This window comes from Pseudomonas sp. GW456-L13, assembly GCF_017350115.1.
Taxonomy (GTDB): Bacteria; Pseudomonadota; Gammaproteobacteria; order Pseudomonadales; family Pseudomonadaceae; genus Aquipseudomonas; species Aquipseudomonas jessenii.
This window is the reverse complement of record NZ_JACNAS010000001.1, coordinates 1,843,327-1,866,839: the sequence shown is the minus strand read 5'-3', so window position 1 is coordinate 1,866,839 and position 23,513 is coordinate 1,843,327. Positions and strand designations below refer to the sequence as shown.

Sequence of the window (23,513 nt, the reverse complement as noted above, 5' to 3'; positions counted from 1 at the left end):
GTACCGGCTCAAAAGACCAGAGCCAAAAAACCACAGCCAGATGGCGGATGCGTTTTCGCGCAGGGCCTCTTTTTAGCCCATCGGCCCGTTGCAATCCAGAGGCGCGGGCGATTATGCCCCAAGAGCCGGCCCAGAAGGTTTCACGGTCGGTTTTTTCATGAAATGCACAAGGGAGCATCATCCTGATGAATGTAAGTCCAACCTACCGCTCGCGTTTGCAGGTCGTCACGCTTCTGATGCTGGCTACGTTGCTGACCGCCTGCGGCATCAACAACATCCCGACTCTCGATGAACAGGCCAAGGCCGCCTGGGGCCAGGTGCAGAACCAGTATCAGCGGCGCGCCGACCTCATTCCCAACCTGGTGGAAACCGTCAAGGGCTATGCGGCCCACGAGAAGGAAACCCTGACCGCCGTCATCGAAGCCCGGGCCAAGGCCACGTCGATCCAGGTGGATGCCTCGACCCTCGACAACCCGGAAAAGCTCAAGCAGTACCAACAGGCCCAGGACCAGCTCAGCGGCGCCTTGAGTCGCTTGATGGTGGTCTCCGAACGTTATCCGGACCTCAAGGCCAACCAGAACTTCCTCGCCCTGCAATCGCAGCTTGAAGGCACCGAGAACCGCATCAGCGTGGCCCGGCGCGATTTCATCCTCGCAGTGCAGAAATACAACACCGAGATCCGCACGTTCCCCGGTCGCCTGTGGCACACCGTGATGTACAGCGACCTGCCGGTGCGCGAGACCTTCGAAGCCACACCGGGTTCGGAAAAGACCCCCGAGGTCAAATTCTGAACTGCGCTAATCGGCGTCACCACGCAAGAGGTTGCCAATGCGCGTCCTGAAAACAGGCCTGTTGCTGTTGTTGTGGGTGGTGGCGATCGCTGCCCGCGCCGAGCTGAGCTTTCCGGCGCTGACCGGGCGGGTGGTCGACACTGCGCAGATGATCGAGCCATCGGTGCGCCAGCAGCTCAGCCAACAGCTTCAGGCCCATGAGCAAGCCACCGGCGAGCAGCTTGTGGTAGTGACGTTGCCGGACTTGCAAGGTACCGACATCGCCGACTTCGGTTACCAACTCGGCCGCCACTGGGGCATCGGGCAGAAGGACAAGAACAACGGCGCCTTGCTGATCATCGCCCGGGACGAGCGCCGGCTGCGTATCGAAGTCGGATACGGCCTGGAGGATCGCCTGACCGATGCCCAGAGTTCGGTGATCATCAACCAGGTCATCACCCCGTCATTCAAGACCGGCAATTTCAGTAAAGGCATCAGTGACGGCGTGGCGGCGATGCTGGTGGTGCTGGGCGGCAACCCCCTGGACGAACCCTCCACGGCGTATGAATCCAGAGGCGATCCGGGGGACGATTTCATCGCGCGGCATCCCGGATTGTTCGTGTTTTTTGTGATGTTATTCATCCTGACTGTTTTTGTGTGCCAGATGCTCGGTATTCTTCCCGCTGGCCGGGGCGGCTCCGGTGGATCCGGGGGCGGCTTTGGCGGTGGTGGATTTGGCGGCGGCGGTGGAGGGGGAGGCTTCAGCGGCGGCGGGGGCAGTTTCGGCGGGGGCGGTTCGTCCGGCGGCTGGTGATAATAAAAACGAGCAGGCACTTCACGACATGGCATTACTGACGGAACACGAACAACGCAAGGTGGCCGAGGCCATTGCCCGGGTCGAGCGCGAGACAGACGCAGAACTGGTGACAGTACTCGCAGCCCGCGCCGACGACTATGCGTACATCCCGTTACTGTGGGCCAGCCTGCTGGCGCTGCTGGTGCCGGGCATCGTGCATTACCTCACCGGCTGGCTGACCATGCACAGCCTGCTGATGGTGCAGTGGGCCATCTTCATCGTGCTGTGCCTGGTGTTCCGCCTGCCGAAAGTCACCACCCATCTGATCCCGCGCTCGGTGCGCCACTGGCGTGCCTCGAACCTGGCGCGCCGGCAGTTCCTGGAGCAGAACCTGCACCACACCGAGGGCAGCACCGGCATGCTGATTTTCGTTTCCGAGGCCGAGCGTTACGTGGAGATCCTGGTGGATGAAGGGATTTCCAGTCGCCTGGACAACAAGAACTGGGATGCGATCGTCGCGACGTTCACCCAGCAGGTGAAACAGGGGCAGACGCTGCAGGGCTTTGTCAGTTGCGTCGAGGCCTGTGGCGAGTTGCTCAAGGTACATGTGCCGGTGACCCATGTGCGCAACGAGCTGCCGAATCGTCTGGTGGTGCTGGGTTAAGCCAGGGCTTCATCTGCTTTTGTAATGCGCCGCGACACAGTTCCCGAACGTTGTCCGGCGGGGAGCTTGTCTTCAACATCTCTCTCATGGTGCACGCCCTGCGATGGGCGTTCTGTGTAGAGGGAGTTCTTATGAAAACGCAACAAACGCTGGAGACCTTGGTGGAGGATGCACCCGGTAGCGCAATGCTTACTCCGCTGGTGCAACTGACAACGAAAGAGACACAAGCCCTGGAGTGGTGCCTTAAAGGCAAGACGTCCTGGGAGATCGCCAGGATTCAGAGTTGCTCGGAATCCACCATCAACTTCCACTTTTCCAATATCCGCCGCAAGTTCGCCGTCAGATCTCGCAACGCTGCCGTGTTCAAGGCGCTGAAGTCGGGAGCCATCACTGTTGAGCCATTGCAGTCGCGAGATACCCATGAGCCTGACTGATTCGACCTATAACAGTATCAGCGGGCTCATGGTGGGGTTGGGTATTGCGACGTTGCCGGCTATCGATGGAGAAGCCCTGTTCGGCGCGACGCTTGGCGCGTGGTTGGTCACGACCACTCGCGGCAACTTCAAGGCTTGGCAACGCATCGGTTCCTGGCTGTTGTCGGCGGGTGTCGGTTACCTGTTTGTCCCGGTCGCCCAGCCACTGGCGCCTTTTCTGACAGCCGGTGTGACGGCCTTTCTGTGCGCGTTGCTGGTCATTCCCATCAGCATCAAGCTCATGCAGTGGATCGATGGCGCGGGCCTCGGTGACATCCTTCGTCATCTCAGAGGGCGAGGGCAATGACCTTTGAGATGGCGGCTCTGGTGTGGGTGGCGGGCGTGGCTCACCTGGTCAGTGCGTTGAGGCTGGCGTGTTACCAGCGCGACGAACAACGTTACCACTGGTGCGACAGGATATTGATCAGCTTGCTTGGCGCAGTGTTCTGCCTTGCCGGCATCGATGTATTGCTGACATTCCTGCCGGTGAGCCCATGGCATGCAGTGGTGAGTGTTTTTTCATGCGTAATGATTGTTCGCAGTAGTGGCAACATTATTGTTTTGTGGCATGCCTTCAAGCATTGAAACGTCGGACTTCAAGTCAGGTTTTGTTTGAGTGTCCAAGTGAGGCCAGGGTAGCGGCCATTTCGGAAAGTTGTGTTTCCAGATCCCGCAGGCGTCGCTTTTCCTCCAATGCGTTTTGTATTGCGCAGCGGTCATCCTCATCAAGTAATCGCCACAGCGAAAGGATGGTGCTTTCCTGCGTTGTTGCAGTTTCCGCAGCATTTGCAGGAGCGTTGACATGGGGCTGCCGCAGCATTGGCCCCTCGCCCAGCAGCAACCAGTCAAGGGAGATGCCGCGAGTCTGTGCAATATCTACGCATAATGAGTATGGCGTGCTGTCGCGGCCTTTCCAGCTGCTGAGTGTCTGGGGGCTGATCTGTAGCGCAGTAGACAGGGAAGCGTCAGTTTTTGTACCCGTGATTTGCTTCAGGCGGGCCAAAACAGCTTGTGATTTTTTGCTACGCAATTTGAGCCTCTTCCTTTTGACATATGCTTTTTGAGTGCTTAACGTATGCGTAATGAGTACGTTTTTTCTTGTAAGTAATCAATCGTCAACTATGAATCTGAAGAATACGATGTCGAAACTTCCTAATGGTATCAGGGTGATTTCCTACGAGCTTGGCTCGTATCTATTACGTGTCCACCCGTTGCACTTCCTTTTGTCTGGCGGACGTTATTTGCAGCACCTGTCTTTCACCAATTGTGTTTCAAACAGTATTGCGTTTGATCAATTCGATTACCACTGGATGGCCCAAGGGAAGCGTGTATGAGTACTTACAAGATGGTGTGCCCGCACTGCCTGAACCGGATGCGCATACGTACCAGCGAAGGGCGGCATATCTTCCTGCGGGTGGCATACCTGCAATGTACGTCGGAGGCCTGCGGCTGGTCGGTACGGGCCGAGTTCGAAATGACCCATGAGCTTTCCCCCAGTGGCATGCCCAATCCGGCCGTGCACCTGCCGTGCGCCGGACCTGACTTGCGCCGCGCCGCACGGCCTGTCGCCGAGAGTGCTCCGGCGGCGCAAGCGCAACAGGAGTCTTGAGCATGAAGGAGGTTGATGAACAGGCCCATTTGAATGAGGAGCTATTGGCCATAGCGCAGGCGTTTCTGACCCGTCATGAAGGCGAGGGTGTGATTGATGATCAAGTGCTGTTCTGCCGTGCGGTGAGGCATTTGCAGAGTCTGGATATGCCGATGCACCAGGCGGAGCGGCTGGTCAGCCACGCGTACGGATTACTCAAATCCAGCAACGATCGCCGACGTCTGGATCTGGCTGCAAGTTCCGAAACTGTCGCCGTGGTCACTGATCCGGTCAACGGTCTGACGTGGGCGGTGCCGGTAGGGTTGATCGTCAAGTTCGTCATCAACTCGCCGACCAATCGCAAACTTCGACTGGTGGAGCCATGAGGTAGCGACGGTTGATTTCAGGTCCCGATCGGCGGGAACGGGACCTGGCGCAAAATTACCCCGTGCCCAAAACCCTCGTCCCCCCTAAAATACCCGGCATCCCCAGATTCGTATTGCCGAGGCCGTTTTTCCATGTCCGTCACCGCCACTCCCGCCAGCCTCGCGCCGGATCATCACGCCCAGTTCATCGACCTGCTGCAATCGAGCCTCGAGCACAACGCATTCATCAAACTGGTGCTGGCCAAATACGTGGGTGATGAAACGGACCTGCAGCGGATCATCATCAAACCGGTGACGGTCAAGGCGCAGCCTTGCCTGTCTTTTGTCTACCGCTACAAGACCCGCGATATCACCAAGAACCTGCCGCTGGTCGAAGGTGTGGCGAGCATTGCCGGGCTGCTACCGGCGTCGTTCAAAAATGCGCATTTGTTGTCGTTGACCGACGAAGCCCAGCTCGAATACAGCAAAAAAGGCAAGTCATCGCTGTTCAAGAGCCAACCTCAGCAATTGCGCGAAGTGCCATCGGCCGAGCACAACCGTGAGAAAAACCGTTTTCTTGACCTGAGCCGGCCGTTTCTCGCCGACCTCGGTGTGACCAACAGCAAGCACGAGCTGATCCCGGCGATGTCGCGCAAGTGGAAGCAGATCAACAAGTTCATCGAAGTGTTCAGCCATGCGCTGACGTCGTCCCCCCTGGCTCTGGACAAGCCGGTGCGTGTGGCGGACTTCGGATCGGGCAAGGGCTACTTGACCTTCGCCATCCACGATTACCTGCGCAACACCTTGAAGGCCGAAGGCGAGGTGACCGGCGTCGAACTGCGTGAAGACATGGTCACCCTGTGCAACACCGCCGCCGCCAGGCTTGAACACCCCGGCCTGGTGTTCAAGTGCGGTGACGTGCGCAGCGTGGCGCCGAGCGAGCTGGACGTGATGATCGCCCTGCATGCCTGCGATATCGCCACCGACTATGCGATCCACACCGGCATCCGTTCCGGCGCGGCGATCATCATGTGCTCGCCGTGCTGCCACAAACAGATCCGCCTGCAAATCCAGAGCCCGGCGCTGCTCAAGCCGATGCTGCAATACGGCTTGCATCTGGGCCAGCAGGCCGAGATGGTCACCGACAGTTTGCGCGCGTTGTTCCTTGAGGCCTGCGGCTACGAGACCAAGGTGTTCGAGTTCATCTCACTGGACCACACCAACAAGAACAAGATGATCCTGGCGGTCAAACGCGCAGAACCAGTGGACCCGGCTCAGTTGCTGGCGAAGATTCAGGAGCTGAAGGATTTCTATCGCATCAGCGAGCATTGCCTGGAAACCCTGCTGCGCTCCGACGGTTACCTCTGATCCTGTTGTAGGAGCGAGCTAGCTCGCGATGGACGTCAACGATAACGCGTGCTTTCTGAATCAACGCGTCGGTTTCAAGTCCTTCGCGAGCAAGCTCGCTCCCACAGGATTGGGTTTGATCGCTGTCTTGCGCCCGAGCATCACCGTCACGATCACCCCGCCAGCAAACAGCCAGGTAATCGGCTCCACATGTTCACCGAAGAACAGCGCCGAGAAGGCGATGGTGAAGAAGATCTGCAGCAACTGGATCTGACTGACCCGGGCAATGCCACCCATGGCCAGTCCGGCGTACCAGGCAAAGAAACCGATGAACTGCGAAAACAGCGAGACATATCCGAAGGCCCACCAGGTCTTGGCGGAAATCTCGCCCTGATGTTGCAGTGCCAGATACACCACCGGGCCGATCAGCAGCGGCGTCGACAGCACCAGCGCCCAGCAGATCACCTGCCAGCCGCCCATCTCCCTGGCCAGTCGGCCTCCCTCGGCGTACCCCAGCCCACCCACTGCAATGGCACCAAGCATCAGCAAGTCACCGGCCTGAATGCTGCCGGCACCGCTGATCAGTGCATAACCGAGCACCAGCGCACTGCCCAATGCGGCGCAGGCCCAGAAGGCTTTCGAAGGTCGCTCATGGGACAACCACGCGGCGTACAGCGCCACGCACAGCGGCTGTAATCCGTTGACCAGCGCGCCGTGGGACGCCGGCAAGGTTTGCATGGCCCAGGCCGACAATACCGGGAAACCGAGGATCACCCCGGCCATCACCAGCGTCAGGCCTTTGACCTGCTTCCAGGTCGGCCATTTTTCCCGGTGCCACAGCAACAGCAACGCCGCCGGAACCGCTGCAAACAGTGCCCGGCCCAGGCCATTGAGCAGCGGGTGGAGCTCCTGCACGACGATCCGCGTGAAGGGCAGGGTGAGGCTGAAGATCACAACGCCGAGCAGGCCCAGGGCCATGCCGGTGTTTTCGCGCGAGGACATGATGGCAACCAGAATATGGGGTGATGGGGTAAGGCTCCATATAGCCATAAACCTTGGGTTTTCCGCTGTTACAGCTAGGCACAGACTTATCCGTACAGTTGCGAACACACCTATGTGGCGAGGGGGCTTGCCCCCGTTGGGCTGCGCAGCAGCCCCTATCCGGTTTCATCAAACGAACCGCACTGTCCTATTTTGCGCCTGCTTCGCAGGCGAACGGGGGTAAGCCCCCTCGCCACAAGGTAGTAGCCGGTTGTTACCCGACCCGCCGGATAAGGACTACCTTGAATACTCCTGCACGCCCACTTCCAGAGGAGTCCTCCCCATGGCTGCGAAAAAAATTCTGATGCTGGTCGGTGATTACGTCGAAGACTATGAAGTGATGGTGCCGTTCCAGGCGTTGCTGATGGTCGGCCACACGGTGCACGCCGTTTGCCCGGACAAGGCTGCCGGCCAGACCGTGCGCACGGCGATCCATGACTTTGAAGGCGACCAGACCTACAGTGAAAAACCCGGTCACCTGTTTGCCCTGAACTTCGATTTCGCCAAGGTCAACGCCGCCGATTATGACGCGGTGCTGATTCCGGGCGGCCGTGCGCCGGAGTACCTGCGCCTGAACGAAAAAGTCCTGGAACTGGTGCGCGCGTTCGACAAGGCTGGCAAGCCGATCGCTGCCGTGTGCCATGGCGCGCAGTTGCTGGCGGCAGCGGGTGTTCTCGAAGGTCGCGAATGCAGCGCTTATCCGGCCTGCGCTCCGGAAGTGCGACTGGCGGGCGGTACGTATATCGATATTCCGGTGACGGACGGCCATGTCCAGGGCAATCTGGCCACGGCTCCGGCCTGGCCTGCGCATCCGAACTGGCTGGCCGGTTTCCTGGGGTTGCTGGGTACCAAAATCACGCTGTAACGAGGGGCATGCCCATGTGCGAGCTGTACGTCAAAGCCGACCCGATACTCTACGAATCGCGCTCCCGCTCGCTGCGCATCTGCGGGGTGGTCACCACCTTGCGGCTGGAGAATCAGTTCTGGGACATCCTCAGCGAAATCGCCGACGTCGACGGCATGACCACCAATCAGTTGATCGCCAAGCTGTATGAAGAGGTGATGGACTACCGCGGCGAGGTGGTCAATTTCGCTTCGTTCCTGCGGGTGAGTTGTACGCGGTATCTGAGCCAGCGGCGGACGTCAGCACCGGAGTTGTCGGTGGTGCGGGCAGCGGCGAAGTAAGGAAGATCGTGTCGACGCCATCGCGAGCAAGCTCGCTCCCACAATGGTTTGGTGTACACAAATCTACTGTGGGAGCGAGCTTGCTCGCGAAGGGGCCAGAACAGGCGACAGAAACCCGAGGCTGGTCTTTACTGTGAAGCGCGCAACCTTTCAATCGCCAAGGAGAAAGAGCATGTCCGGATGGTATGAAGTGAGCAAAAGCAGCAATGGCCAGTTCAGGTTTGTCCTCAAGGCGGCCAACGCCGAGACCATTCTGACCAGCGAGCTGTACACCACCCACGCCGCCGCCGACAAAGGCATTGCCTCGGTCCAGGCCAACAGCCCGTTGGATGAGCGTTACGAGAAGAAAATCACCAAGGATGGCCACCCGTATTTCAACCTGAAGGCGGGCAACCACGAGATCATCGGCAGCAGCGAGGCCTATTCCTCCGATGCCGCCATGGAGAAAGGCATCGCCAGCGTGAAGGCCAACGGTTCGTCCACGGTGGTCAAGGACAAAACCTTACCGGTGCTTTGAGTACAGCTTTCAAATCCAGCAAAAATCCCTGTGGGAGCGAGCTTGCTCGCGATGGCGGTCTGACAGTCAACATCCGTGTTGAATGTAATGGCCTCATCGCGAGCAAGCTCGCTCCCACAGTGGCTTTATGTACAGCTGGAGATCAGCGCAGGGCCTTCAACAGATCTTCCTGCTGATCACAACCTGCCTCACTCAACGGGAATACCGGCAGCCGCGGATCCCCCACCTCCAGGCCCGTCGCCCGCAAACCCGCCTTGATCGTCGCCGGCAAGCCACCCTTGAGGATGAAATCCAGCAGCGGCAACTGGCGATAGAACAGCTCGCGAGCCTTGCGCAAATCGTTGGCCAGCACTGCTTCGTACAAATCCAGGTTGAGCTGCGGGATCAGGTTCGGCGCAGCGGTGCACCAGCCTTTTGCGCCGGCGGCGAAGGCCTCCAGGGCCAACGGATTGCAGCCGTTGTAGAACGGCACCTGGCCTTCGCCGAGACGTTGCAGTTGATGCATGCGCTGGATGTCGCCGGTGCTCTCCTTGACCATGGTCACGTTTTCCACGGCGTTGACGATGCGCAGGATCAGGTCCACCGACATGTCGGTGCCGCTGGTGGCCGGGTTGTTGTAGAGCATGATCGGCACGCCGATGCTGTCGCCGATGGCGCGGTAATGGGCGAGGATCTCCGCTTCGCTGAGCTTCCAGTAGGACGTGGGCAGCACCATCACCACATCGGCGCCGTGAGCTTCGGCGAAACGCGCGCGGCGCACCGCTTTAGCGGTGGTCAGGTCGGACACGCTGACGACGGTCGGCACGCGCCTGGCCACGTGCCTGATGCTGAACTCGCTGACCTGATCCCACTCTGCGTCGCTCAAGTAGGCACCTTCACCGGTGCTGCCCAGCGGTGCGATGGCGTGTACGCCGCCCTCGATCAGTCGGTCGATGGAGCGCCCGAGGGCATCCAGGTCAACGCCTTCGCCGTGGGGGGTGAAAGGGGTGATGGTGTAGCCGATGATGCCGTGAATGTTTGCGGTGGACATGGTGTCTCTCCGTTCGATCGATGGGTTCAGTTCAGGCAATCGGCGTGTTGGCGCAGGATCTGCCGGGCGTAGTAGTTGAAAGCGGCGGCATGCCGCTTGGGCCGGGCAATCCAGTCGTGGGCTTCACGGCCCAGTTCGGGAATGATCGGCTTGATGGTCCCGGCGCTCATCGCCAGCAGTTGCAGTTTCGCGGCGCGTTCGATCAGTTGCGCGATGACACAGGCTTCCTCGATGGTACCGCCGGTGGACAATTGGCCATGGTGCGAAAGCAGGATCGCCCGTTTGTCGCCCAGTGCCCCGGCAATCAGCTCGCCTTCCTCGTTGCCCACCGGCACGCCCGGCCAGCCTTCGAGAAACGCGCAGTCGTCATAGAGCGGGCAGAGGTCCATGTGGGAAATCTGCAACGGCACTTCCAGCATCGACAAGGCTGCAACGTGGGTCGGATGGGTGTGAATGATGCAGTTCACATCCGCTCGGGCGCGGTACACCCAACTGTGAAAACGATTGGCCGGGTTGGGCATGCCGTGGCCTTCGAGCACCTCCAGGTCCTCGTTGACCAGCAGCAGGTTGCCCGCAGTGATTTCGTCGAAACCCAGGCCCAGTTGTTGAGTGTAGTAAGTGCCGGGTTGCGGACCACGGGCGGTGATTTGTCCGGCAAGGCCGGAATCGTGACCATGCTCGAACAGGATGCGGCAGGTCAGGGCCAGCTTTTGCCGGGCGGTCCACGTATTATCCGCCAGGGTATTTTGCATTTGGCTCAGCGCGTGCTTGACCAGCTGCTCTTTGGGCAGCGCTAATGTCTTGGCCATATCGGTGTCCTTTGGGTGATTCAATGGACGTCGGGTTTGCCATTCACCGGTTCCTCGCAAAGTCGTCGGTGAGTGCAAATGACACTAAAGAGCCTATATGACACATTGTGTCATTGGCAAGGACAAATCGTTGCCTCCTTGATGGATAAATCGCTCTACATGTCTATCCGTTTGAAATTACTCAGAAAAAAACTTGGCGTGACGTTGGAAACCCTGGCCGAACAATCCGGCATGACCAAGAGTTACCTGTCGAAAGTCGAGCGCGGGTTGAACACGCCGTCGATTGCTGCGGCCCTGAAACTGGCCAGGGCGCTGAATGTGAAGGTCGAGGAACTGTTCTCTGAAGACAACGTCAGCCTCGACAGCTACAGCCTGGTGCGCAGCCACGAACGGCAACCCTTGGGCGTCAGTGACAACAATTCGGGCTACGCGGTGCTGGCCCATCAGGTCAGCGAACGCAGCTTGTTGCCGTTCATCATCTACCCGCCGGCCGAGTTCACCGACAAGACCTTCAAGGAGCATTTGGGCGAGGAGTTTTTGTTCGTCCACGAAGGGCGGGTGGAGGTGGACTTCATGAACGAGCGCGTGCTGCTCGATCGTGGCGATGCGTTGCACTTCAATGCGCAAAAGCCGCACCGGATTCGTTCGGTGGGCGAGGTGCAGGCGCAGTTGCTGGTGGTGGTGCACAGCACTGAAGAATGAGTTGACTGCAAAAGCTTCGCGAGCAAGCCCGCTCCCACATTTGACTGCATTTCTCCTGTAGAAACCCGGTCACCTGTGGGAGCGGGCTTGCTCGCGAAAGCGTCAGGTCGGCCAGTACTAAACTTCGACTGGAACCGATAACTTCGTGCCACCCAACGCATGGCTCTTGGAATCAAAGAACCGCAACTCAACCCCAGTCCCCTCAAACACCTTCGCGTAATGCCGCTTCTGGTGCTGGATGAACGCTTTGCTGCGCGGGTAAATCGAGATTGCCACCACCTGCGGTTTCGCCAGGCGCAAGGCATGGATGATGTGGCTGTCCTGCTCCCCCAACGCATGGCCGAAGATGCACAGTGCCTGGCCGTGACCGAGTAATTGCTCGTAGCAGAACGACAGGTAATCCGAACTGCGAATGGTCTTGAGCTTGTCCGCACTCGGGCTTTCATTGACGAACAGCGGCACGTCGTCGAGGGTCTTGATCGTGTTGTTGATGGCGAAATTGCCCAGCAACGTGCCCTCTGTCGACATCAGCTTGCGCGCCGTACCGTCCTGGTTGCGCACCAGATGCAGACCGCCGTGCAGGTACAGCAAACGGGTTTTATCGGTGGCCGTGTCGCTCAGGTCGAAACCGGGTTCGGCACCCTGGAACAGATCGCTGATCGCCTCAGGCTGGTGTTGCATTGCCCAGTAGTTGAGCAGGTCGTAATTGGTGGTGAACACCGTGCGGTAGCTGGCCAGCTCCTGATTGATCGTCGCCAGCGTCGAAGGCACTACCAGCCGCCACGGGATATGCACCGCGTGCACGGTGTTGATCAGCGCTTCCTTGATCGCGTAGTAGCGATTGCGCGGGGCGGCGGAGCTGACAGCCAGGGCCTTGTTGACCCGGCTGGTGGTTTTCAAGGCGCTCAGTACCTGCTCGAAACTGCGGGTCTGCATCGCATCGAACACGCTCAACTCGGACGGGCTCAGGGGTTTTTCTTTAACGGTGCGGGCGTTTTCGAACAGCGACTCGTAGCCGAAATCGTCCCACACCGCGCGACTGGCACCGTTGCCCACCAGCAAGCCACTGAACGAAGTGGTGCTGCGCAAGGCGTTCCAGTCTTCAAGTTGAGCATCGACATCCTGGAAATCGGTCATTGCGGTCTTCGTCTCACGGCAAAAGGTCTGTGGGCCGCGACTTTATCACGACCGGTGCCTGGACCACGGCACGACGTGGGCGAAGAACGCTATGCTGCGACTTCGCCTGAGCCGACTTCGCCGAGTACCCGATGCTGCAAAAAAGCCTGATCCGCCGTCTCGACCTGATCACCCTGCAACTGTTCGTCGCCGTGCACGAAGAGGGCACGCTGACCCGTGCAGCGGCGCGCGAAGCGATTGCCGTCTCGGCGGCGAGCAAGCGTTTGATGGAGCTGGAGGAGGCGTTGGGCATCAGCCTGTTCGTGCGCCAGGCCAAGGGCATGTCCCTGACGCCGGCCGGTGAAACCCTGCTGCACCATGCCCGGCAGATGTTGTTCAACGTCGAGAAAATGGGACTTGAACTGGGCGAGCACAGCCACGGTGTGCGCGGCTACGTGCGGATGCTCGCCAACCTGTCGGCGATCATTCAGTTTTTGCCTGAGGACCTGCGGGATTTTTCCGAGCGTCACCCACAGGTCAAGACCGACCTCGAAGAACGCCCCAGCGCCGGGGTGATTCAGGGCGTGCTCGACGGCGTGGCCGACCTCGGGATCTGTTCCATCGACAGTGACATCAAGGGCCTGCACAGCGTGCTGTATCGTCAGGACAAACTGGTGGTGTTGATGCCGCCGCACCATCCATTGGCGAGTCGGTCCAGCGTGGCGTTCGCCGATACGCTGGACAGTGATTACGTTGGGTTGCATGCCGCCAGTTCGATCAACATGCGTACCCACGCGGCGGCGCGCCAGGCCGGCAAGGTACTGCGGGTTCGTATTCATGTGCCGGGGTTTGATGCGATGTGTCGGATGATCCAGGCCAATATGGGCATCGGCATTTTGCCGCACAAGGCTTATGAATTGTTTGGCCGGGCCCTGGGTTTGCACGCGGTGCCGCTGACGGACGAATGGTCGGACCGGGCGTTGATTCTGGTGGTGCGCGATGAAGCTTTGTTGTCGCCGGTGAGCCGGATGTTGTTTGAGCATTTGCGGGGTACAGCCTAATAGTTCTCGGCTGAATGGGCGGGCCTCATCGCGAGCAAGCTCGCTCCCACACTGGGTCGGCGCCGCACTGAGGATCCCTGTGGGAGCGAGCTTGCTCGCGATGACTGACCTGAGGCCACGACAATTTCCCAAAGCGTTCGCATTTCGCGAACGCCCGTTGCCAACTGAAGGTTGGATTCCCGAGCTACCTGTCCTCTAGCCTTGGCACATATTCCAAGAACAAGAGGTACCCCGCGATGACTGCCCCTTTGAGTGCGATCAAAGTGATCGAGATCGGCACGCTGATCGCCGCGCCGTTTGCGGCGCGCATGCTGGCCGAGTTCGGCGCCGAGGTGATCAAGATCGAAGCCATGGGCCAGGGCGATCCCCTGCGCAAATGGCGCAAGCTGCACGAAGGCACCTCGTTGTGGTGGTACCTGCAATCACGCAACAAGAAGTCCCTGGCGCTGAACCTCAAATCCCCTGAAGGCATCGAACTGGTCAAGCAACTGGCGACCAGCGCCGATGTACTGATCGAAAACCTGCGTCCCGGCGCCCTGGAGAAACTCGGCCTGGGTTGGGACGTGTTGCATGCACTCAACCCCAACCTGACGCTGGTGCGGATTTCCGGTTACGGCCAGACCGGCCCGTACCGTGATCGTCCGGGTTTCGGTGCCATAGGCGAAGCCATGGGCGGGATTCGCTACACCACCGGCACACCCGGTTCGCCGCCGGCGCGGGTCGGCGTGAGCCTTGGCGATTCCCTGGCTTCGCTGCATGCGGTGATCGGTGCGCTGATGTCGCTGCTAAGGGTCAAGACCGGGCAGGGCGGCGGGCAAATCGTTGATGTGTCCCTGGCCGAAAGCGTGTTCAACGTCATGGAAAGCCTGGTGCCGGAATACGACATGCTTGGCCATGTGCGCGAACGCAGCGGCGGTGCCTTACCGGGTATCGCGCCGTCCAACACCTACCTGACGGCCGACGGCGCCTACGTGGTGATTGCCGGCAACAGCGATCCGATCTACAAACGCCTGATGCAAACCATCGGCCGCGCCGATCTGGCCGAGGCCCCGGAGTTCGCCCACAACGACGGGCGTGCAGCCAAGAGCAACCTGCTCGACGCCGCCATCACCCACTGGACCAGCAGTTTGCCCATCGACGAGGTGCTGGCCGCGCTGGAAGCCGCCGAAGTCCCGGCCGGACGCATCTACTCGGTGGCCGACATCGTCGCCGATCCGCACTATCAGGCGCGGGACATGCTGCTCAATGCCGAGTTGCCCGGTGGCGCCACGGTGAAGATGCCAGGCATCGTACCGAAACTCTCCGAGACGCCCGGCGGCGTGAACTGGTCCGGCCCCGGGCTGGGTCAGCACACCGACGGCATCCTCGCGCAACTGGGTCTGACCGCGATGGACATTGAACGCCTGAAAGTCGAAGGAGTGGTGCAATGATCACCGATTATTCCAACAGCCTGATCGTGCAGGAAGTGTCCCCGCGCGACGGTTTGCAAATCGAGCCGACCTGGGTTGAAACCCACGACAAGATCGCTCTGATCGATCAACTGTCGCTGGCCGGGTTCAGCCGCATCGAAGCCGGTTCGTTCGTGTCGCCCAAGGCCATTCCTGCGCTGCGCGATGGTGAACTGGTGTTCAAGGGCATTACCCGGCAACCGGGGGTGATCTATGTCGCGCTGATCCCCAACCTCAAAGGCGCGCAACGGGCATTGGCGTGCAGTGTCGATGAGCTGAACCTGGTGATGTCCGCGAGCCAGACCCACAACCTGGCGAACATGCGCATGCGCTGTGAAGATTCGTTGGCCGCGTTCGGCGAGATTGTGCAGTTCGTCGGCGACAGCCCGGTGCGACTCAACGCCAGCATCGCCACCACCTTCGGCTGCCCGTTTGAAGGCAAGATCGATGAGGACCGGGTACTGCAAATCGTCGACGCCTATCAGGAGCTCGGCATCCAGGGCATCACCCTGGCCGATACCACGGGCATGGCCAACCCGCGTCAGGTCGACCGGCTGGTGCGTCGGGTGCTGCAACGGGTCTCCCCATCAGACCTGACCCTGCATTTTCACAACACTCGCGGTCTTGGCCTGTGCAACGTGTTGGCCGCTTACGAAGCTGGTGCCCGGCGTTTCGACGCAGCCCTCGGCGGCCTCGGCGGCTGCCCGTTCGCACCGGGGGCATCGGGAAACATCTGCACCGAGGATCTGGTGAACCTGTGCGATGAAGTCGGCATTCACACCGGCATCGATTTGCCGCTGCTGCTGAAACTGTCCCGGGGACTGCCGGCGCTGCTCGGCCATGAAGTGCCCGGTCAACTGGCCAAGGCCGGGCGCAATTGCGACCTGCACCCGATCCCTGCCTGACACCGCAGAACACCTGTGGGAGCGAGCTTGCTCGCGATGACTGAGTCACAGTCAACCTCAATGTTGGCTGACCCGACGCAATCGCGAGCAAGCTCGCTCCCACAATAAAAAAGCACCTCAACCAGACAACAAAAACAATCGGACACCCACGGGAAGTCCGCCTGGAGAAACGCAATGAGCCTTAATGCACTGGAGGCCGGCGCGAGCCCGGCCGTTAGCCACGACGAAGAAAAAGCCCTGGTCAGCAAAGTCGCCTGGCGCCTGATGCCGCTGATCATGGTCTGCTACCTGTTCGCCTTTTTCGACCGCATCAACATCAGCTTCGCCAAGTTTCAGCTGCAGGCCGACCTGAGTCTGAGCGACACCGCTTACGGCCTCGGCGCCGGGTTGTTCGTGGTCGGTTATGTGATTTTCGAAGTGCCCAGCAACATGATGCTGTACAAGGTCGGCGCCCGGCGCTGGATCGCCCGGATCATGATGTCCTGGGGCCTGGCCACGGCGGCCATGGTGTTCGTCAACAGCGAATGGCAGTTCTACGTGCTGCGCTTCGTGATCGGCGCGATGGAGGCGGGTTTCGCTCCGGGCGTGCTGTATTACCTGACCCTGTGGTTCCCGCAGCACTATCGCGGGCGCATCACCTCGATGCTGTTCCTGGCGTCGGCGTTCGCTGGTCTGGTGGGCGCGCCGTTCTCCGGCCTGGTGCTGCAACACCTTGACGGTGTGCTGCAAATGCGTGGCTGGCACTGGCTGTTCCTGCTCGGTGGCGTTCCGTGTATCGGCCTCGGTTTGCTGGTGCTGACCCTGCTCAAGGACCGCATCGAAGACGCCCATTGGCTGACGCCTTCGGAGAAGACTTTGCTGGCCAGCCGTATCGCTCAGCATGAGCCGCACAAGAGCGGTGGTTCGCTGCTCGCCGCGCTGCGGATTCCGGGCTTCCTGACTTTGGGGCTGATCTATTTCCTGATTCAGGTGGCGTCCTACGGCTTGAATTTCTGGGCGCCGCAACTGATCCGCAGCGCAGGTACCGAGAGTCCGGTGATGATCGGCTTGCTGACCGCTATCCCTTATATCTGCGGCGCCATCAGCATGGTGGTGATCGGACGGCTGTCCGATGCTTCTGGCGAGCGGCGCAAGTTTGTCGCCGGTCTGGTGGCGGTCGGTGCGGTCGGGTTCTTCTGTGCGGGGATCTTCGCCAGTCACACGACCTTCCTGATTGTCGCGTTGGGCCTGCTCGGTGCCGGGATCATCGCCTCCATCCCGAGCTTCTGGACCCTGCCGCCGAAACTGCTGGCCGGTGCCGGCGCGGGCGCGGCCGGCGGGATTGCGGTGATCAACACCCTGGGCCAGTTCGGCGGCATCGTCAGCCCGGTGATGGTCGGCCGAATCAAGGACCTGACCGGCAGCACCACGCCGGCGCTGTATGTCATTGGTGTGTGTGCGCTGATCGCCGTGGCGCTGTTGTTGTGGGGGTTGCCGCAGAAGTTGCGCACACTCGATAAGTTTTAAAAGATCGCAGCCTTCGGCAGCGCCTGCTCGGACCACGCATCCCGGTAGGCGCTGCCGGAGGCTGCGATCTTTTGATCTTCAAGAAGTCGCTGTCATCGCTTTTTCCGCAGCGTCACTAAACTGAATCAGCACCACCCCGGCCATCAACAGCACCACCCCAAACACCTTGGGCAAGCTGAGTGGCCGCTCCACCAACCCAAACCAGCCGAAGTGATCCAGCAACAACGACCCCACCACCTGCCCCGCCAGCGCCAATGCCATGAACCCCGCGGCACCCAGCTTGGGCAGCAGCACCAATGCCAGGGAAATGAATATCACCCCAAAAGCGCCACCGGCCCACATCCAGAGCGGCGCCTTGCTGATGAATGCCAGTGATGGCAACGGCAAGCGCATCGCAACGATGATCGGCAACAGCACCACAACGCTCACCAGCAACGAGGCGAGTGTCGCCCACAGCGGATGGCCCAACCCGCGCCCGAGATTGACGTTGATCGCGCTCTGAAACGGCACCACCGCCCCGGCGATCATCGCCAGTCCAATCAGACCGGCCCAATGCAACGTACTCATGATCGATCTCCAACAGGTTTTGCTGGACTCTAGGGTATTCGTCGCGCAGATTTAAATTCCGTTTTGTTATCCAGAACATGCAGCAGATGAATAATCTTCGCCGTATCGACCTCAACTTGCTGGTGATCCTCGACGCCTTGCTCAGCGAGCAACACGTGACCCGGGCGGCCGAGCGTCTGCACTTGAGCCAGCCAGCGGTCAGCCATGCGCTGGCGCGCTTGCGTGACCTGCTCGGCGATCCGCTGCTGGTGCGCGCCGGTGCCGGTCTTGTGCCGACTCCGCGAGCGCTGGAACTCGTGGTACCGCTGGCCGCAGCCCTGGCCCAGGTGCAAGCGCTGCTGGCGCCGAACGCCTTCGATCCCGCGACCACCCAGCGCACCTTCCGTCTGGCGATGTCCGACTACGGCGCCGCCATTGTCTTGCCGGGACTGATCCGAACGTTGCGCCGCGAAGCGCCGGGCATCGACCTGCAAATCAGCCATGGAAGCCGCGAAAGCATGCTCGAAGGGGTGCTCAACGGTGACATTGATGTCGCCGCCGGTGTATTCCCGGAAATGCCCCATGAGTTGCGCAGCGCGCCCCTGTTCGAAGAGCACTATGCCTGCCTGGTGGACCGCAACAGCCTGCCCGCCGATGGTGGCCTCGACCTGCCCACTTACCTGGTTCGGCCTCACGTCCTGTTGGAAATGCGCGGCAGCGGCACCCCGGAAATCGAACGTGCATTGACTGCATTGCGCGAACGCCGGCGTGTGGCTGTCAGCCTGCCACACTGGAGCGTCGCCCCGCAGCTCATCAGTGGCACCGACCTGATCCTCACCGTCGCGTCGCGCGGCTTGCGCGATATTGATCAGTCTTCATTGGTTGTCGTGCCACCGCCGTTTCACATTCCGTCGTTCACCTTTGTGTTGGCGTGGCATAAACGGCGGGGTGGGGATCAGGCGTTGAACTGGTTGAATGAGCGGATCGTCCAAGGGACCCACCGTTGACTGATTTCTGTCGCGATCAGGCAGTCGGCAGTTGAGGTCCTGATATAGACTGGCCATCATTCACCAAGCCGTTCAAAAGGACTCCCCATGACCCCATCGTTGCTAATGGCCGTGCTTGCCTCGGGTTTTATCTACGGCATCACCCCGGGGCCGGGTGTGCTGGCGGTGTTCGGCATTGGCGCGGCCCATGGGCGACGGGCCGGGGCGGGGTTTCTGTGCGGGCATTTGCTCGGTGATGTGGTCTGGTGCAGCACGGCGCTGATCGCGATTGTCGGTGCGCGGGAGATCGGCAGTACGGCGTTTGACGTGCTCGGTGTGCTCAGCGGCCTGTACCTGTTCTGGCTCGGCTGGCGTGCTGTGCGCGCCCGGCGTAGCAGCGGTGATGCGCCGCAGGGCCCGGCGCGGCAGCCGTTCTGGCACGGCATCCTGTTTGGCCTGACCAATCCCAAGGCCTATCCAGTGGCGGTGGCGACGTTCACGGCATTGCTGTCGAGTCGCGCGGAACTGCTCAACTGGTCAATGCTGCCGGCGCTGATCGCCCTGAGTTTCGTCGGCGGGTTGCTCGCCTACGCTATTCTCATCGGCATCGTCGGTGCACGGCGTGTGCGCACCTTGTACCAGCGTCATGAACTGGCAATCACCCGGTTGTGCGGGGTAATGTTCATCGGTTTCGCCATTAATGCGCTGGTCCATGCGTTGCCGGGGCTGATGCCGGAAAAGGCTTGAATGTAATCACAGGGATGCAAGGCTGACGGGGCAGGGATGATTGAAGAGCGCTGCATTATCGGGGCACCCACGCTGAACCATGGAAAACCGGAATTCCGCGCCGCTGGCGAGTTATATCGATCTGTTGCTGGACGCCGTCTGTGCGGTGGATAAGCAGGGCCGCTTCGTCTTTGTCAGCGCGGCATGCGAGCGCATTTTTGGCTACAGCGCCGATGAGATGATCGGCGAGGCGATGATCGACATGGTGCACCCGGGCGATCGCCAGCGCACCCTCGACGCCGCCCGGGAGATCATGGGCGGTGAGCCCAAGCTCAACTTCGAAAACCGCTACCTGCGCAAGGATGGCAGTGTGGTGCACATCCTCTGGTCGGCACGCTGGTCCGAGGACGATCAACTGCGCATCGCCGTTGCTCGTGACATCACCGAGCGTAAGCAGGCCGAGTCCCGGCAGGCAGCGTTGTATGCGATTTCCGAAGCGGCCCATGCGGCAGAGGATCTGCTGGCGTTGTTCAAACGCATCCACATGATCATCGGCGAATGGCTGCCGGCATTGAGTTTTTCCGTGGCGCTGTACGACCAGCACTGCGCACAGCTGAACTTTCCCTATCACGTCGATGACCACGAGCCACAGCCCGAACAGCCTGGAACCATGACCGGGCGCCTGTGTGTCGAGGTGATCTGCACGGGGCAGCCGATCCTGTTGACTCCGGGCCAGTGCCCACCTCTTGCCGGCTTCGAAATGCTGCAGACCGAACAGAACGCACCCTGTTGGCTGGGTGTGCCGCTGAGTTCGCAAAACGGCACCATCGGCGCGCTGGTCGTCAAAAGCATTCCGGGCGGCGAACGCTACACCGAGCAAGACAAGGAGCTGCTGCAATACGTCTGCGCCCAGGTGGCCACTGCCATCGAGCGCAAGCAATTGCACGCCCGCCTGCAACACATGGCCCAGTACGACCAACTGACCCAGTTACCCAACCGCGAGCTGCTGCGCGAACGGCTCAAGGCGTCACTGCAAGTGGCCCGGGAGGGCGGCGGGCGCATGGCGCTGCTGTACGTCGACCTTGACCGCTTCAAGCAAGTCAACGACACCCATGGGCACGCGGTCGGCGACATGCTGTTGCAAGCGGTGGCCAACAGGCTCAAGGGCTGCGTGCGGGAAATCGACACCGTGGCCCGCATCGGCGGCGATGAGTTCGTGGTGTTGCTGCACAGCATTCACGCGGCGGACGATACCGACCTTGTGGTCGAGAAAGTCCGTCAGGTCCTGGGTCAGCCCCTGCGCCTGGACGGGCACAGCCTGAATATCCAGCCCAGCATCGGCGTCGCCCGATACCCCGATCACGGCACCGAAGAGAAGCAATTGTTCCGGCATGCCGACGAGGCGATGTACTGCGCCAAACGCGAGCATCACCTGCGACTGGTCTGAAAAACCGCGCACCGTTCGTCGTGGCATCCACGTAATTTTCTAAACCTTTTGGGGCGCGCAAATTCAGATTCTATGCGGGCTACAGCTCGCCGCGACTACCACCAAGAGGAAGAGAATCATGCCTAATTCAAGAAACTCGAACTCGGGGAACTTCGCCAATGATCGAACGAAGGCCTCTGAAGCCGGTCGCAAGGGTGGGAAAACCACCACGACGACTGTCGACAAAGAGCCTGCGAAACCCGACATGGGCCGCAAGCCCGGACAGAAATCCAAGTAATGGATGATGGTGGTTTTGATTGAGAAGCGGGGGCGAAAGCTCCCGTTTGAATTTGAAGAGGAGGGCGCGACCATGAACCGGATGGCCACCCGATTATGTAATACCAGTCTTGCCGCGTTACTGGGCCTGTTTGCCAGTGGCGTCTTTGCCCAGTCGACTGCCGAGTTCATCGACGAGGCCTCGGCAAAAGGTATTGCCGATATTGAAGCTAGTCGCCTGGCGCACCAGAAAGCCGAGTCCAAAGAGGTCAAGGACTACACCATTATCGTCATCAACGACCGCACCACGGCGAACCAGCACCTGGCTAAAATCGCCAAACAACTGGATATACCGGTCGCCCCCCGGGAAGAAATTGTCGAAAAGGCCAAAGCCCTGATGCCACAAGTCATGGATGGGGCGACCTACGATGAGGCCTATACCGCCAGTCAGGTGAAGACCACCCAGGAAGCCATCGAACAGCTGCAGCAGGAGGCGCAGACCACCGACGTGCCGCAAATCAAGGCGTTCGCCGAAGAAACCCTGCCTAAACTGCAAAATCACCTGGAAATGGCCAAGGCGTTGCAAGCCAGTCGTTGACCTGAAGGTTTGAACACAAACGGCGCGGGGCTTCAGTCACGCGCCGTTTTTCTGTTCAGCACTGGTCCAGATTCGGCTTGGGATTATGCGTTGGGTTCAGGCCATTGAGGTCAAACACTCGACGTGATCGAAAAGGTTATTTTCTGAAACCTTTAGCGGTGCTCGCCGCGGTATCGTAGCGTCCCGAGGACAACGCACCGACAGGAGAACGCAATGAGTTGGTCCGCCAAACAGTACGTCGCTTTTGAAGATGAACGCACCCGTCCCGCCCGTGACCTGCTGGCGGCCGTCCCCGCCGGGGACGTGCGCTTGGCCATCGATATCGGTTGCGGGCCCGGCAACTCCACCGAGTTGCTGGTGGAGCGCTTTGCCGATGCCACGGTGCGTGGGCTGGACAGTTCCAGCGACATGATCGACGCCGCGCGTAAGCGCTTGCCGCAGGTGCAATTCGACATCGCCGACATCGACACCTGGAATGACAGTGGCCCGTTCGATGTGATTTTCGCCAACGCGGTGTTGCAGTGGGTGCCTGATCACGCCACGTTGCTACCGTCGCTGGTGAGCAAACTGGCGCCGGGTGGCAGCCTGGCCGTCCAGATGCCTGACAACCTGAATGAACACTCGCACCGTTTGATGCGTGAAGTCGCCGCTGATGGCCCATGGGTCGGCAAACTGGCAGGTGCCGCCGGGCAGAGGACCGAAATGGCCGATGCCAGCGGTTATTACTCGATACTCAAAGCCTGTTGCACCCGTGTCGATGTATGGCGCACCACTTACCATCATCCGCTCGCGGGCGGTGCGTCTGGCGTGGTGGAGTGGTTCAAGGGGAGTGGCTTGCGGCCGTTTCTCGATCCGCTGGACGAGGCGGAACGGGCGCAGTATCTGAAGCAATATCAGACTGCTATCGAGCGGGCGTATCCGGCCCTGGCCGATGGTTCGGTGCTGTTACCATTTCCGCGACTGTTTATCGTCGCGACCCGCTGAAGCAAAACAGGGACAGTTGATGAGCGTCATCTGCCCCTTTTTTCGATTTTGAAAAATCACTGTGGCTTGTTCTTTTTTGAGCGCCGGGCACTCAAGTACTCAAAAGCAAAGGAGGCAAAGCCGAACAACCCGATCAATGAAATGATCATGATTCCCAACTCTGAATTGTGCATGTTGATCTCGAGGCGAAGGATGAGCCGGGAGAATAAGGGAACTGTTGCTGGGCTCAACGCAGCTCTACGGCTTCTTTACTCGCTTGCGGTGATCTATACGCAAAAGATATGAGCGTCTAGGTGGCAGGGTCACATTCAGCGCTGAACACCAACCCACTGTTTTGAGTCATATCAGGGGCTCCAATCAGTTACTCGATCACGTCGATTTCCACCAGTGCCCACGTACAGCCAGCGTACTTTGGATTAGATGTGTGCAGGGTAACGCTGCTGGCTGAGGGGAAGGGGGCACCGTTCTCGGCGAGCATCTCGAAATACCCCTCAATGGCTTGTTGAACCATGGCTATTGCATCTTCCAGATCTTCACCGGCGCTAAAACAACCTGGCACATCCGGGACTTCAACACCCCACGCATGTTCGTCGTCGTCCATGAAAATCGCAATCGGGTAAAACATGTTCATGGTCCTCCGTGAACACA

At 60.0% G+C, this 23,513-nt stretch carries 29 protein-coding genes and 1 pseudogene; 23 read left to right on the top strand and 7 right to left on the bottom strand.

From position 1 onward, the window contains the following. Nucleotides 1-185: 185 nt before the first annotated feature. The 6 genes from J4D25_RS08530 to J4D25_RS08505 all read left to right on the top strand — a co-directional run bounded on the left by J4D25_RS08530 (nucleotide 186) and on the right by J4D25_RS08505 (nucleotide 3,288). A complete protein-coding gene (locus J4D25_RS08530) occupies nucleotides 186-791 on the top strand; it encodes a LemA family protein (RefSeq protein ID WP_057716067.1) in 606 nt (201 codons plus the stop codon). 37 nt (nucleotides 792-828) lie between these two features. After that, nucleotides 829-1,584, top strand: a complete 756-nt coding sequence (locus tag J4D25_RS08525; protein WP_057716066.1) for a YgcG family protein — start codon at nucleotides 829-831, stop codon at nucleotides 1,582-1,584. 28 nt (nucleotides 1,585-1,612) lie between these two features. Next, complete coding sequence (locus J4D25_RS08520; protein ID WP_057716065.1) at nucleotides 1,613-2,230, top strand: TPM domain-containing protein; 618 nt, start codon at nucleotides 1,613-1,615, stop codon at nucleotides 2,228-2,230. Nucleotides 2,231-2,361: 131 nt separating this feature from the next. Beyond that, on the top strand, nucleotides 2,362-2,664 hold the full coding sequence (locus tag J4D25_RS08515) for a helix-turn-helix domain-containing protein (protein ID WP_057716064.1): 303 nt from the start codon (nucleotides 2,362-2,364) through the stop codon (nucleotides 2,662-2,664). Further along, the gene (locus J4D25_RS08510; protein WP_057716063.1) at nucleotides 2,651-3,010 is read left to right on the top strand and encodes a putative holin; all 360 of its coding nucleotides are present in this window, start codon (nucleotides 2,651-2,653) and stop codon (nucleotides 3,008-3,010) included. Before J4D25_RS08515 ends, J4D25_RS08510 begins: the two co-directional genes overlap by 14 nt. After that, the gene (locus tag J4D25_RS08505; RefSeq protein WP_057716062.1) at nucleotides 3,007-3,288 is read left to right on the top strand and encodes a phage holin family protein; all 282 of its coding nucleotides are present in this window, start codon (nucleotides 3,007-3,009) and stop codon (nucleotides 3,286-3,288) included. The genes J4D25_RS08510 and J4D25_RS08505 overlap by 4 nt, the downstream gene beginning before the upstream one ends. Before the next feature lie 16 nt (nucleotides 3,289-3,304). Here the strand turns inward: J4D25_RS08505 and J4D25_RS08500 are convergent, their stop codons facing one another. Further along, the gene (locus J4D25_RS08500; RefSeq protein WP_057716061.1) at nucleotides 3,305-3,733 is read right to left on the bottom strand and encodes a helix-turn-helix domain-containing protein; all 429 of its coding nucleotides are present in this window, start codon (nucleotides 3,731-3,733) and stop codon (nucleotides 3,305-3,307) included. A gap of 300 nt (nucleotides 3,734-4,033) precedes the next feature. On the opposite strand from J4D25_RS08500, the gene J4D25_RS08495 reads away from it, so the two are divergent. The 3 genes from J4D25_RS08495 to J4D25_RS08485 all read left to right on the top strand — a co-directional run bounded on the left by J4D25_RS08495 (nucleotide 4,034) and on the right by J4D25_RS08485 (nucleotide 6,024). Beyond that, entirely contained in the window at nucleotides 4,034-4,312 is a 279-nt protein-coding gene (locus tag J4D25_RS08495; protein WP_057716060.1) for an ogr/Delta-like zinc finger family protein, read from the top strand. A gap of 2 nt (nucleotides 4,313-4,314) precedes the next feature. Then, nucleotides 4,315-4,677 (top strand): hypothetical protein, encoded by a 363-nt coding sequence (locus tag J4D25_RS08490; protein WP_057716059.1) that lies wholly within the window; start codon nucleotides 4,315-4,317, stop codon nucleotides 4,675-4,677. A gap of 132 nt (nucleotides 4,678-4,809) precedes the next feature. Continuing rightward, nucleotides 4,810-6,024: an SAM-dependent methyltransferase gene (locus J4D25_RS08485; RefSeq protein WP_057716058.1), complete on the top strand. Its 1,215-nt coding sequence runs from the start codon at nucleotides 4,810-4,812 to the stop codon at nucleotides 6,022-6,024. A gap of 60 nt (nucleotides 6,025-6,084) precedes the next feature. On the opposite strand, the gene J4D25_RS08480 is transcribed toward J4D25_RS08485, so the two are convergent. Continuing rightward, nucleotides 6,085-7,005: a DMT family transporter gene (locus J4D25_RS08480; RefSeq protein ID WP_057716057.1), complete on the bottom strand. Its 921-nt coding sequence runs from the start codon at nucleotides 7,003-7,005 to the stop codon at nucleotides 6,085-6,087. A 322-nt stretch (nucleotides 7,006-7,327) separates the two neighbouring features. Here J4D25_RS08480 and J4D25_RS08475 point away from each other — a divergent pair, with 322 nt between their 5' ends. From J4D25_RS08475 to J4D25_RS08465, 3 genes are all read left to right on the top strand, one after another. Further along, nucleotides 7,328-7,909, top strand: coding sequence for a DJ-1/PfpI family protein (locus tag J4D25_RS08475; RefSeq protein WP_008051822.1), 582 nt, complete (start codon nucleotides 7,328-7,330; stop codon nucleotides 7,907-7,909). A gap of 14 nt (nucleotides 7,910-7,923) precedes the next feature. Next, a complete protein-coding gene (locus tag J4D25_RS08470) occupies nucleotides 7,924-8,229 on the top strand; it encodes a ribbon-helix-helix domain-containing protein (RefSeq protein WP_057716056.1) in 306 nt (101 codons plus the stop codon). A 172-nt stretch (nucleotides 8,230-8,401) separates the two neighbouring features. Next, nucleotides 8,402-8,746, top strand: a complete 345-nt coding sequence (locus J4D25_RS08465; protein ID WP_057716055.1) for a YegP family protein — start codon at nucleotides 8,402-8,404, stop codon at nucleotides 8,744-8,746. Between the two features lie 142 nt (nucleotides 8,747-8,888). Here J4D25_RS08465 and J4D25_RS08460 read toward each other — a convergent pair whose 3' ends face one another. Both J4D25_RS08460 and J4D25_RS08455 read right to left on the bottom strand, forming a co-directional pair. After that, complete coding sequence (locus tag J4D25_RS08460) at nucleotides 8,889-9,776, bottom strand: dihydrodipicolinate synthase family protein (protein WP_057716054.1); 888 nt, start codon at nucleotides 9,774-9,776, stop codon at nucleotides 8,889-8,891. 26 nt (nucleotides 9,777-9,802) lie between these two features. Further along, nucleotides 9,803-10,585, bottom strand: a complete 783-nt coding sequence (locus J4D25_RS08455; protein WP_057716053.1) for an aldolase — start codon at nucleotides 10,583-10,585, stop codon at nucleotides 9,803-9,805. A gap of 159 nt (nucleotides 10,586-10,744) precedes the next feature. Here J4D25_RS08455 and J4D25_RS08450 point away from each other — a divergent pair, with 159 nt between their 5' ends. Then, nucleotides 10,745-11,287: a helix-turn-helix domain-containing protein gene (locus J4D25_RS08450; protein WP_057716658.1), complete on the top strand. Its 543-nt coding sequence runs from the start codon at nucleotides 10,745-10,747 to the stop codon at nucleotides 11,285-11,287. A gap of 117 nt (nucleotides 11,288-11,404) precedes the next feature. Here J4D25_RS08450 and J4D25_RS08445 read toward each other — a convergent pair whose 3' ends face one another. Further along, nucleotides 11,405-12,424, bottom strand: a complete 1,020-nt coding sequence (locus tag J4D25_RS08445; RefSeq protein ID WP_057716052.1) for a DUF4917 family protein — start codon at nucleotides 12,422-12,424, stop codon at nucleotides 11,405-11,407. A gap of 131 nt (nucleotides 12,425-12,555) precedes the next feature. Between J4D25_RS08445 and J4D25_RS08440 the strand changes: the two genes are divergently transcribed. From J4D25_RS08440 to J4D25_RS08425, 4 genes are all read left to right on the top strand, one after another. Beyond that, on the top strand, nucleotides 12,556-13,464 hold the full coding sequence (locus J4D25_RS08440; protein WP_057716051.1) for a LysR family transcriptional regulator: 909 nt from the start codon (nucleotides 12,556-12,558) through the stop codon (nucleotides 13,462-13,464). A 236-nt stretch (nucleotides 13,465-13,700) separates the two neighbouring features. Then, the gene (locus J4D25_RS08435) at nucleotides 13,701-14,894 is read left to right on the top strand and encodes a CaiB/BaiF CoA-transferase family protein (RefSeq protein ID WP_057716050.1); all 1,194 of its coding nucleotides are present in this window, start codon (nucleotides 13,701-13,703) and stop codon (nucleotides 14,892-14,894) included. Then, nucleotides 14,891-15,817, top strand: coding sequence for a hydroxymethylglutaryl-CoA lyase (locus J4D25_RS08430; protein ID WP_057716049.1), 927 nt, complete (start codon nucleotides 14,891-14,893; stop codon nucleotides 15,815-15,817). The genes J4D25_RS08435 and J4D25_RS08430 overlap by 4 nt, the downstream gene beginning before the upstream one ends. 174 nt (nucleotides 15,818-15,991) lie before the next feature. Then, on the top strand, nucleotides 15,992-17,323 hold the full coding sequence (locus J4D25_RS08425; protein ID WP_057716048.1) for an MFS transporter: 1,332 nt from the start codon (nucleotides 15,992-15,994) through the stop codon (nucleotides 17,321-17,323). A 78-nt stretch (nucleotides 17,324-17,401) separates the two neighbouring features. On the opposite strand, the gene J4D25_RS08420 is transcribed toward J4D25_RS08425, so the two are convergent. Beyond that, nucleotides 17,402-17,890, bottom strand: coding sequence for a DMT family transporter (locus J4D25_RS08420; protein WP_057716047.1), 489 nt, complete (start codon nucleotides 17,888-17,890; stop codon nucleotides 17,402-17,404). 77 nt (nucleotides 17,891-17,967) lie between these two features. Here J4D25_RS08420 and J4D25_RS08415 point away from each other — a divergent pair, with 77 nt between their 5' ends. From J4D25_RS08415 to tam, 6 genes are all read left to right on the top strand, one after another. After that, entirely contained in the window at nucleotides 17,968-18,876 is a 909-nt protein-coding gene (locus J4D25_RS08415) for a LysR family transcriptional regulator (protein WP_057716046.1), read from the top strand. Between the two features lie 87 nt (nucleotides 18,877-18,963). Continuing rightward, complete coding sequence (locus J4D25_RS08410) at nucleotides 18,964-19,602, top strand: LysE family translocator (protein ID WP_057716045.1); 639 nt, start codon at nucleotides 18,964-18,966, stop codon at nucleotides 19,600-19,602. Nucleotides 19,603-19,681: 79 nt separating this feature from the next. Continuing rightward, nucleotides 19,682-21,028 carry a bifunctional diguanylate cyclase/phosphodiesterase gene (locus J4D25_RS08405; RefSeq protein ID WP_057716044.1) on the top strand — a complete coding sequence of 449 codons (1,347 nt, stop codon included), beginning with the start codon at nucleotides 19,682-19,684 and terminating at the stop codon, nucleotides 21,026-21,028. Between the two features lie 118 nt (nucleotides 21,029-21,146). Continuing rightward, a complete protein-coding gene (locus J4D25_RS08400) occupies nucleotides 21,147-21,305 on the top strand; it encodes a KGG domain-containing protein (protein ID WP_007976786.1) in 159 nt (52 codons plus the stop codon). 72 nt (nucleotides 21,306-21,377) lie between these two features. After that, nucleotides 21,378-21,881 (top strand): DUF4142 domain-containing protein, encoded by a 504-nt coding sequence (locus J4D25_RS08395; protein ID WP_057716657.1) that lies wholly within the window; start codon nucleotides 21,378-21,380, stop codon nucleotides 21,879-21,881. A 213-nt stretch (nucleotides 21,882-22,094) separates the two neighbouring features. Then, on the top strand, nucleotides 22,095-22,865 hold the full coding sequence (gene tam / locus J4D25_RS08390; RefSeq protein ID WP_057716043.1) for a trans-aconitate 2-methyltransferase: 771 nt from the start codon (nucleotides 22,095-22,097) through the stop codon (nucleotides 22,863-22,865). A gap of 370 nt (nucleotides 22,866-23,235) precedes the next feature. Here the strand turns inward: tam and J4D25_RS08385 are convergent. Continuing rightward, a pseudogene (locus J4D25_RS08385) lies at nucleotides 23,236-23,490 on the bottom strand (type II toxin-antitoxin system HicB family antitoxin); the annotation flags it as partial. Between the last annotated feature and the right edge of the window lie 23 nt (nucleotides 23,491-23,513).

Bases quoted from the DNA above. Each gene is read 5' to 3' on its own strand.
- J4D25_RS08530 (WP_057716067.1), top strand. From the start codon at position 186: ATGAATGTAAGTCCAACCTACCGCTCGCGTTTGCAGGTCGTCACGCTT.
- J4D25_RS08525 (WP_057716066.1), top strand. From the start codon at position 829: ATGCGCGTCCTGAAAACAGGCCTGTTGCTGTTGTTGTGGGTGGTGGCG.
- J4D25_RS08520 (WP_057716065.1), top strand. From the start codon at position 1,613: ATGGCATTACTGACGGAACACGAACAACGCAAGGTGGCCGAGGCCATT.
- J4D25_RS08515 (WP_057716064.1), top strand. From the start codon at position 2,362: ATGAAAACGCAACAAACGCTGGAGACCTTGGTGGAGGATGCACCCGGT.
- J4D25_RS08510 (WP_057716063.1), top strand. From the start codon at position 2,651: ATGAGCCTGACTGATTCGACCTATAACAGTATCAGCGGGCTCATGGTG.
- J4D25_RS08505 (WP_057716062.1), top strand. From the start codon at position 3,007: ATGACCTTTGAGATGGCGGCTCTGGTGTGGGTGGCGGGCGTGGCTCAC.
- J4D25_RS08495 (WP_057716060.1), top strand. From the start codon at position 4,034: ATGAGTACTTACAAGATGGTGTGCCCGCACTGCCTGAACCGGATGCGC.
- J4D25_RS08490 (WP_057716059.1), top strand. From the start codon at position 4,315: ATGAAGGAGGTTGATGAACAGGCCCATTTGAATGAGGAGCTATTGGCC.
- J4D25_RS08485 (WP_057716058.1), top strand. From the start codon at position 4,810: ATGTCCGTCACCGCCACTCCCGCCAGCCTCGCGCCGGATCATCACGCC.
- J4D25_RS08480 (WP_057716057.1), bottom strand. From the start codon at position 7,005: ATGTCCTCGCGCGAAAACACCGGCATGGCCCTGGGCCTGCTCGGCGTT.
- J4D25_RS08475 (WP_008051822.1), top strand. From the start codon at position 7,328: ATGGCTGCGAAAAAAATTCTGATGCTGGTCGGTGATTACGTCGAAGAC.
- J4D25_RS08470 (WP_057716056.1), top strand. From the start codon at position 7,924: ATGTGCGAGCTGTACGTCAAAGCCGACCCGATACTCTACGAATCGCGC.
- J4D25_RS08465 (WP_057716055.1), top strand. From the start codon at position 8,402: ATGTCCGGATGGTATGAAGTGAGCAAAAGCAGCAATGGCCAGTTCAGG.
- J4D25_RS08460 (WP_057716054.1), bottom strand. From the start codon at position 9,776: ATGTCCACCGCAAACATTCACGGCATCATCGGCTACACCATCACCCCT.
- J4D25_RS08455 (WP_057716053.1), bottom strand. From the start codon at position 10,585: ATGGCCAAGACATTAGCGCTGCCCAAAGAGCAGCTGGTCAAGCACGCG.
- J4D25_RS08450 (WP_057716658.1), top strand. From the start codon at position 10,745: ATGTCTATCCGTTTGAAATTACTCAGAAAAAAACTTGGCGTGACGTTG.
- J4D25_RS08445 (WP_057716052.1), bottom strand. From the start codon at position 12,424: ATGACCGATTTCCAGGATGTCGATGCTCAACTTGAAGACTGGAACGCC.
- J4D25_RS08440 (WP_057716051.1), top strand. From the start codon at position 12,556: ATGCTGCAAAAAAGCCTGATCCGCCGTCTCGACCTGATCACCCTGCAA.
- J4D25_RS08435 (WP_057716050.1), top strand. From the start codon at position 13,701: ATGACTGCCCCTTTGAGTGCGATCAAAGTGATCGAGATCGGCACGCTG.
- J4D25_RS08430 (WP_057716049.1), top strand. From the start codon at position 14,891: ATGATCACCGATTATTCCAACAGCCTGATCGTGCAGGAAGTGTCCCCG.
- J4D25_RS08425 (WP_057716048.1), top strand. From the start codon at position 15,992: ATGAGCCTTAATGCACTGGAGGCCGGCGCGAGCCCGGCCGTTAGCCAC.
- J4D25_RS08420 (WP_057716047.1), bottom strand. From the start codon at position 17,890: ATGAGTACGTTGCATTGGGCCGGTCTGATTGGACTGGCGATGATCGCC.
- J4D25_RS08415 (WP_057716046.1), top strand. From the start codon at position 17,968: ATGCAGCAGATGAATAATCTTCGCCGTATCGACCTCAACTTGCTGGTG.
- J4D25_RS08410 (WP_057716045.1), top strand. From the start codon at position 18,964: ATGACCCCATCGTTGCTAATGGCCGTGCTTGCCTCGGGTTTTATCTAC.
- J4D25_RS08405 (WP_057716044.1), top strand. From the start codon at position 19,682: ATGGAAAACCGGAATTCCGCGCCGCTGGCGAGTTATATCGATCTGTTG.
- J4D25_RS08400 (WP_007976786.1), top strand. From the start codon at position 21,147: ATGCCTAATTCAAGAAACTCGAACTCGGGGAACTTCGCCAATGATCGA.
- J4D25_RS08395 (WP_057716657.1), top strand. From the start codon at position 21,378: ATGAACCGGATGGCCACCCGATTATGTAATACCAGTCTTGCCGCGTTA.
- tam (WP_057716043.1), top strand. From the start codon at position 22,095: ATGAGTTGGTCCGCCAAACAGTACGTCGCTTTTGAAGATGAACGCACC.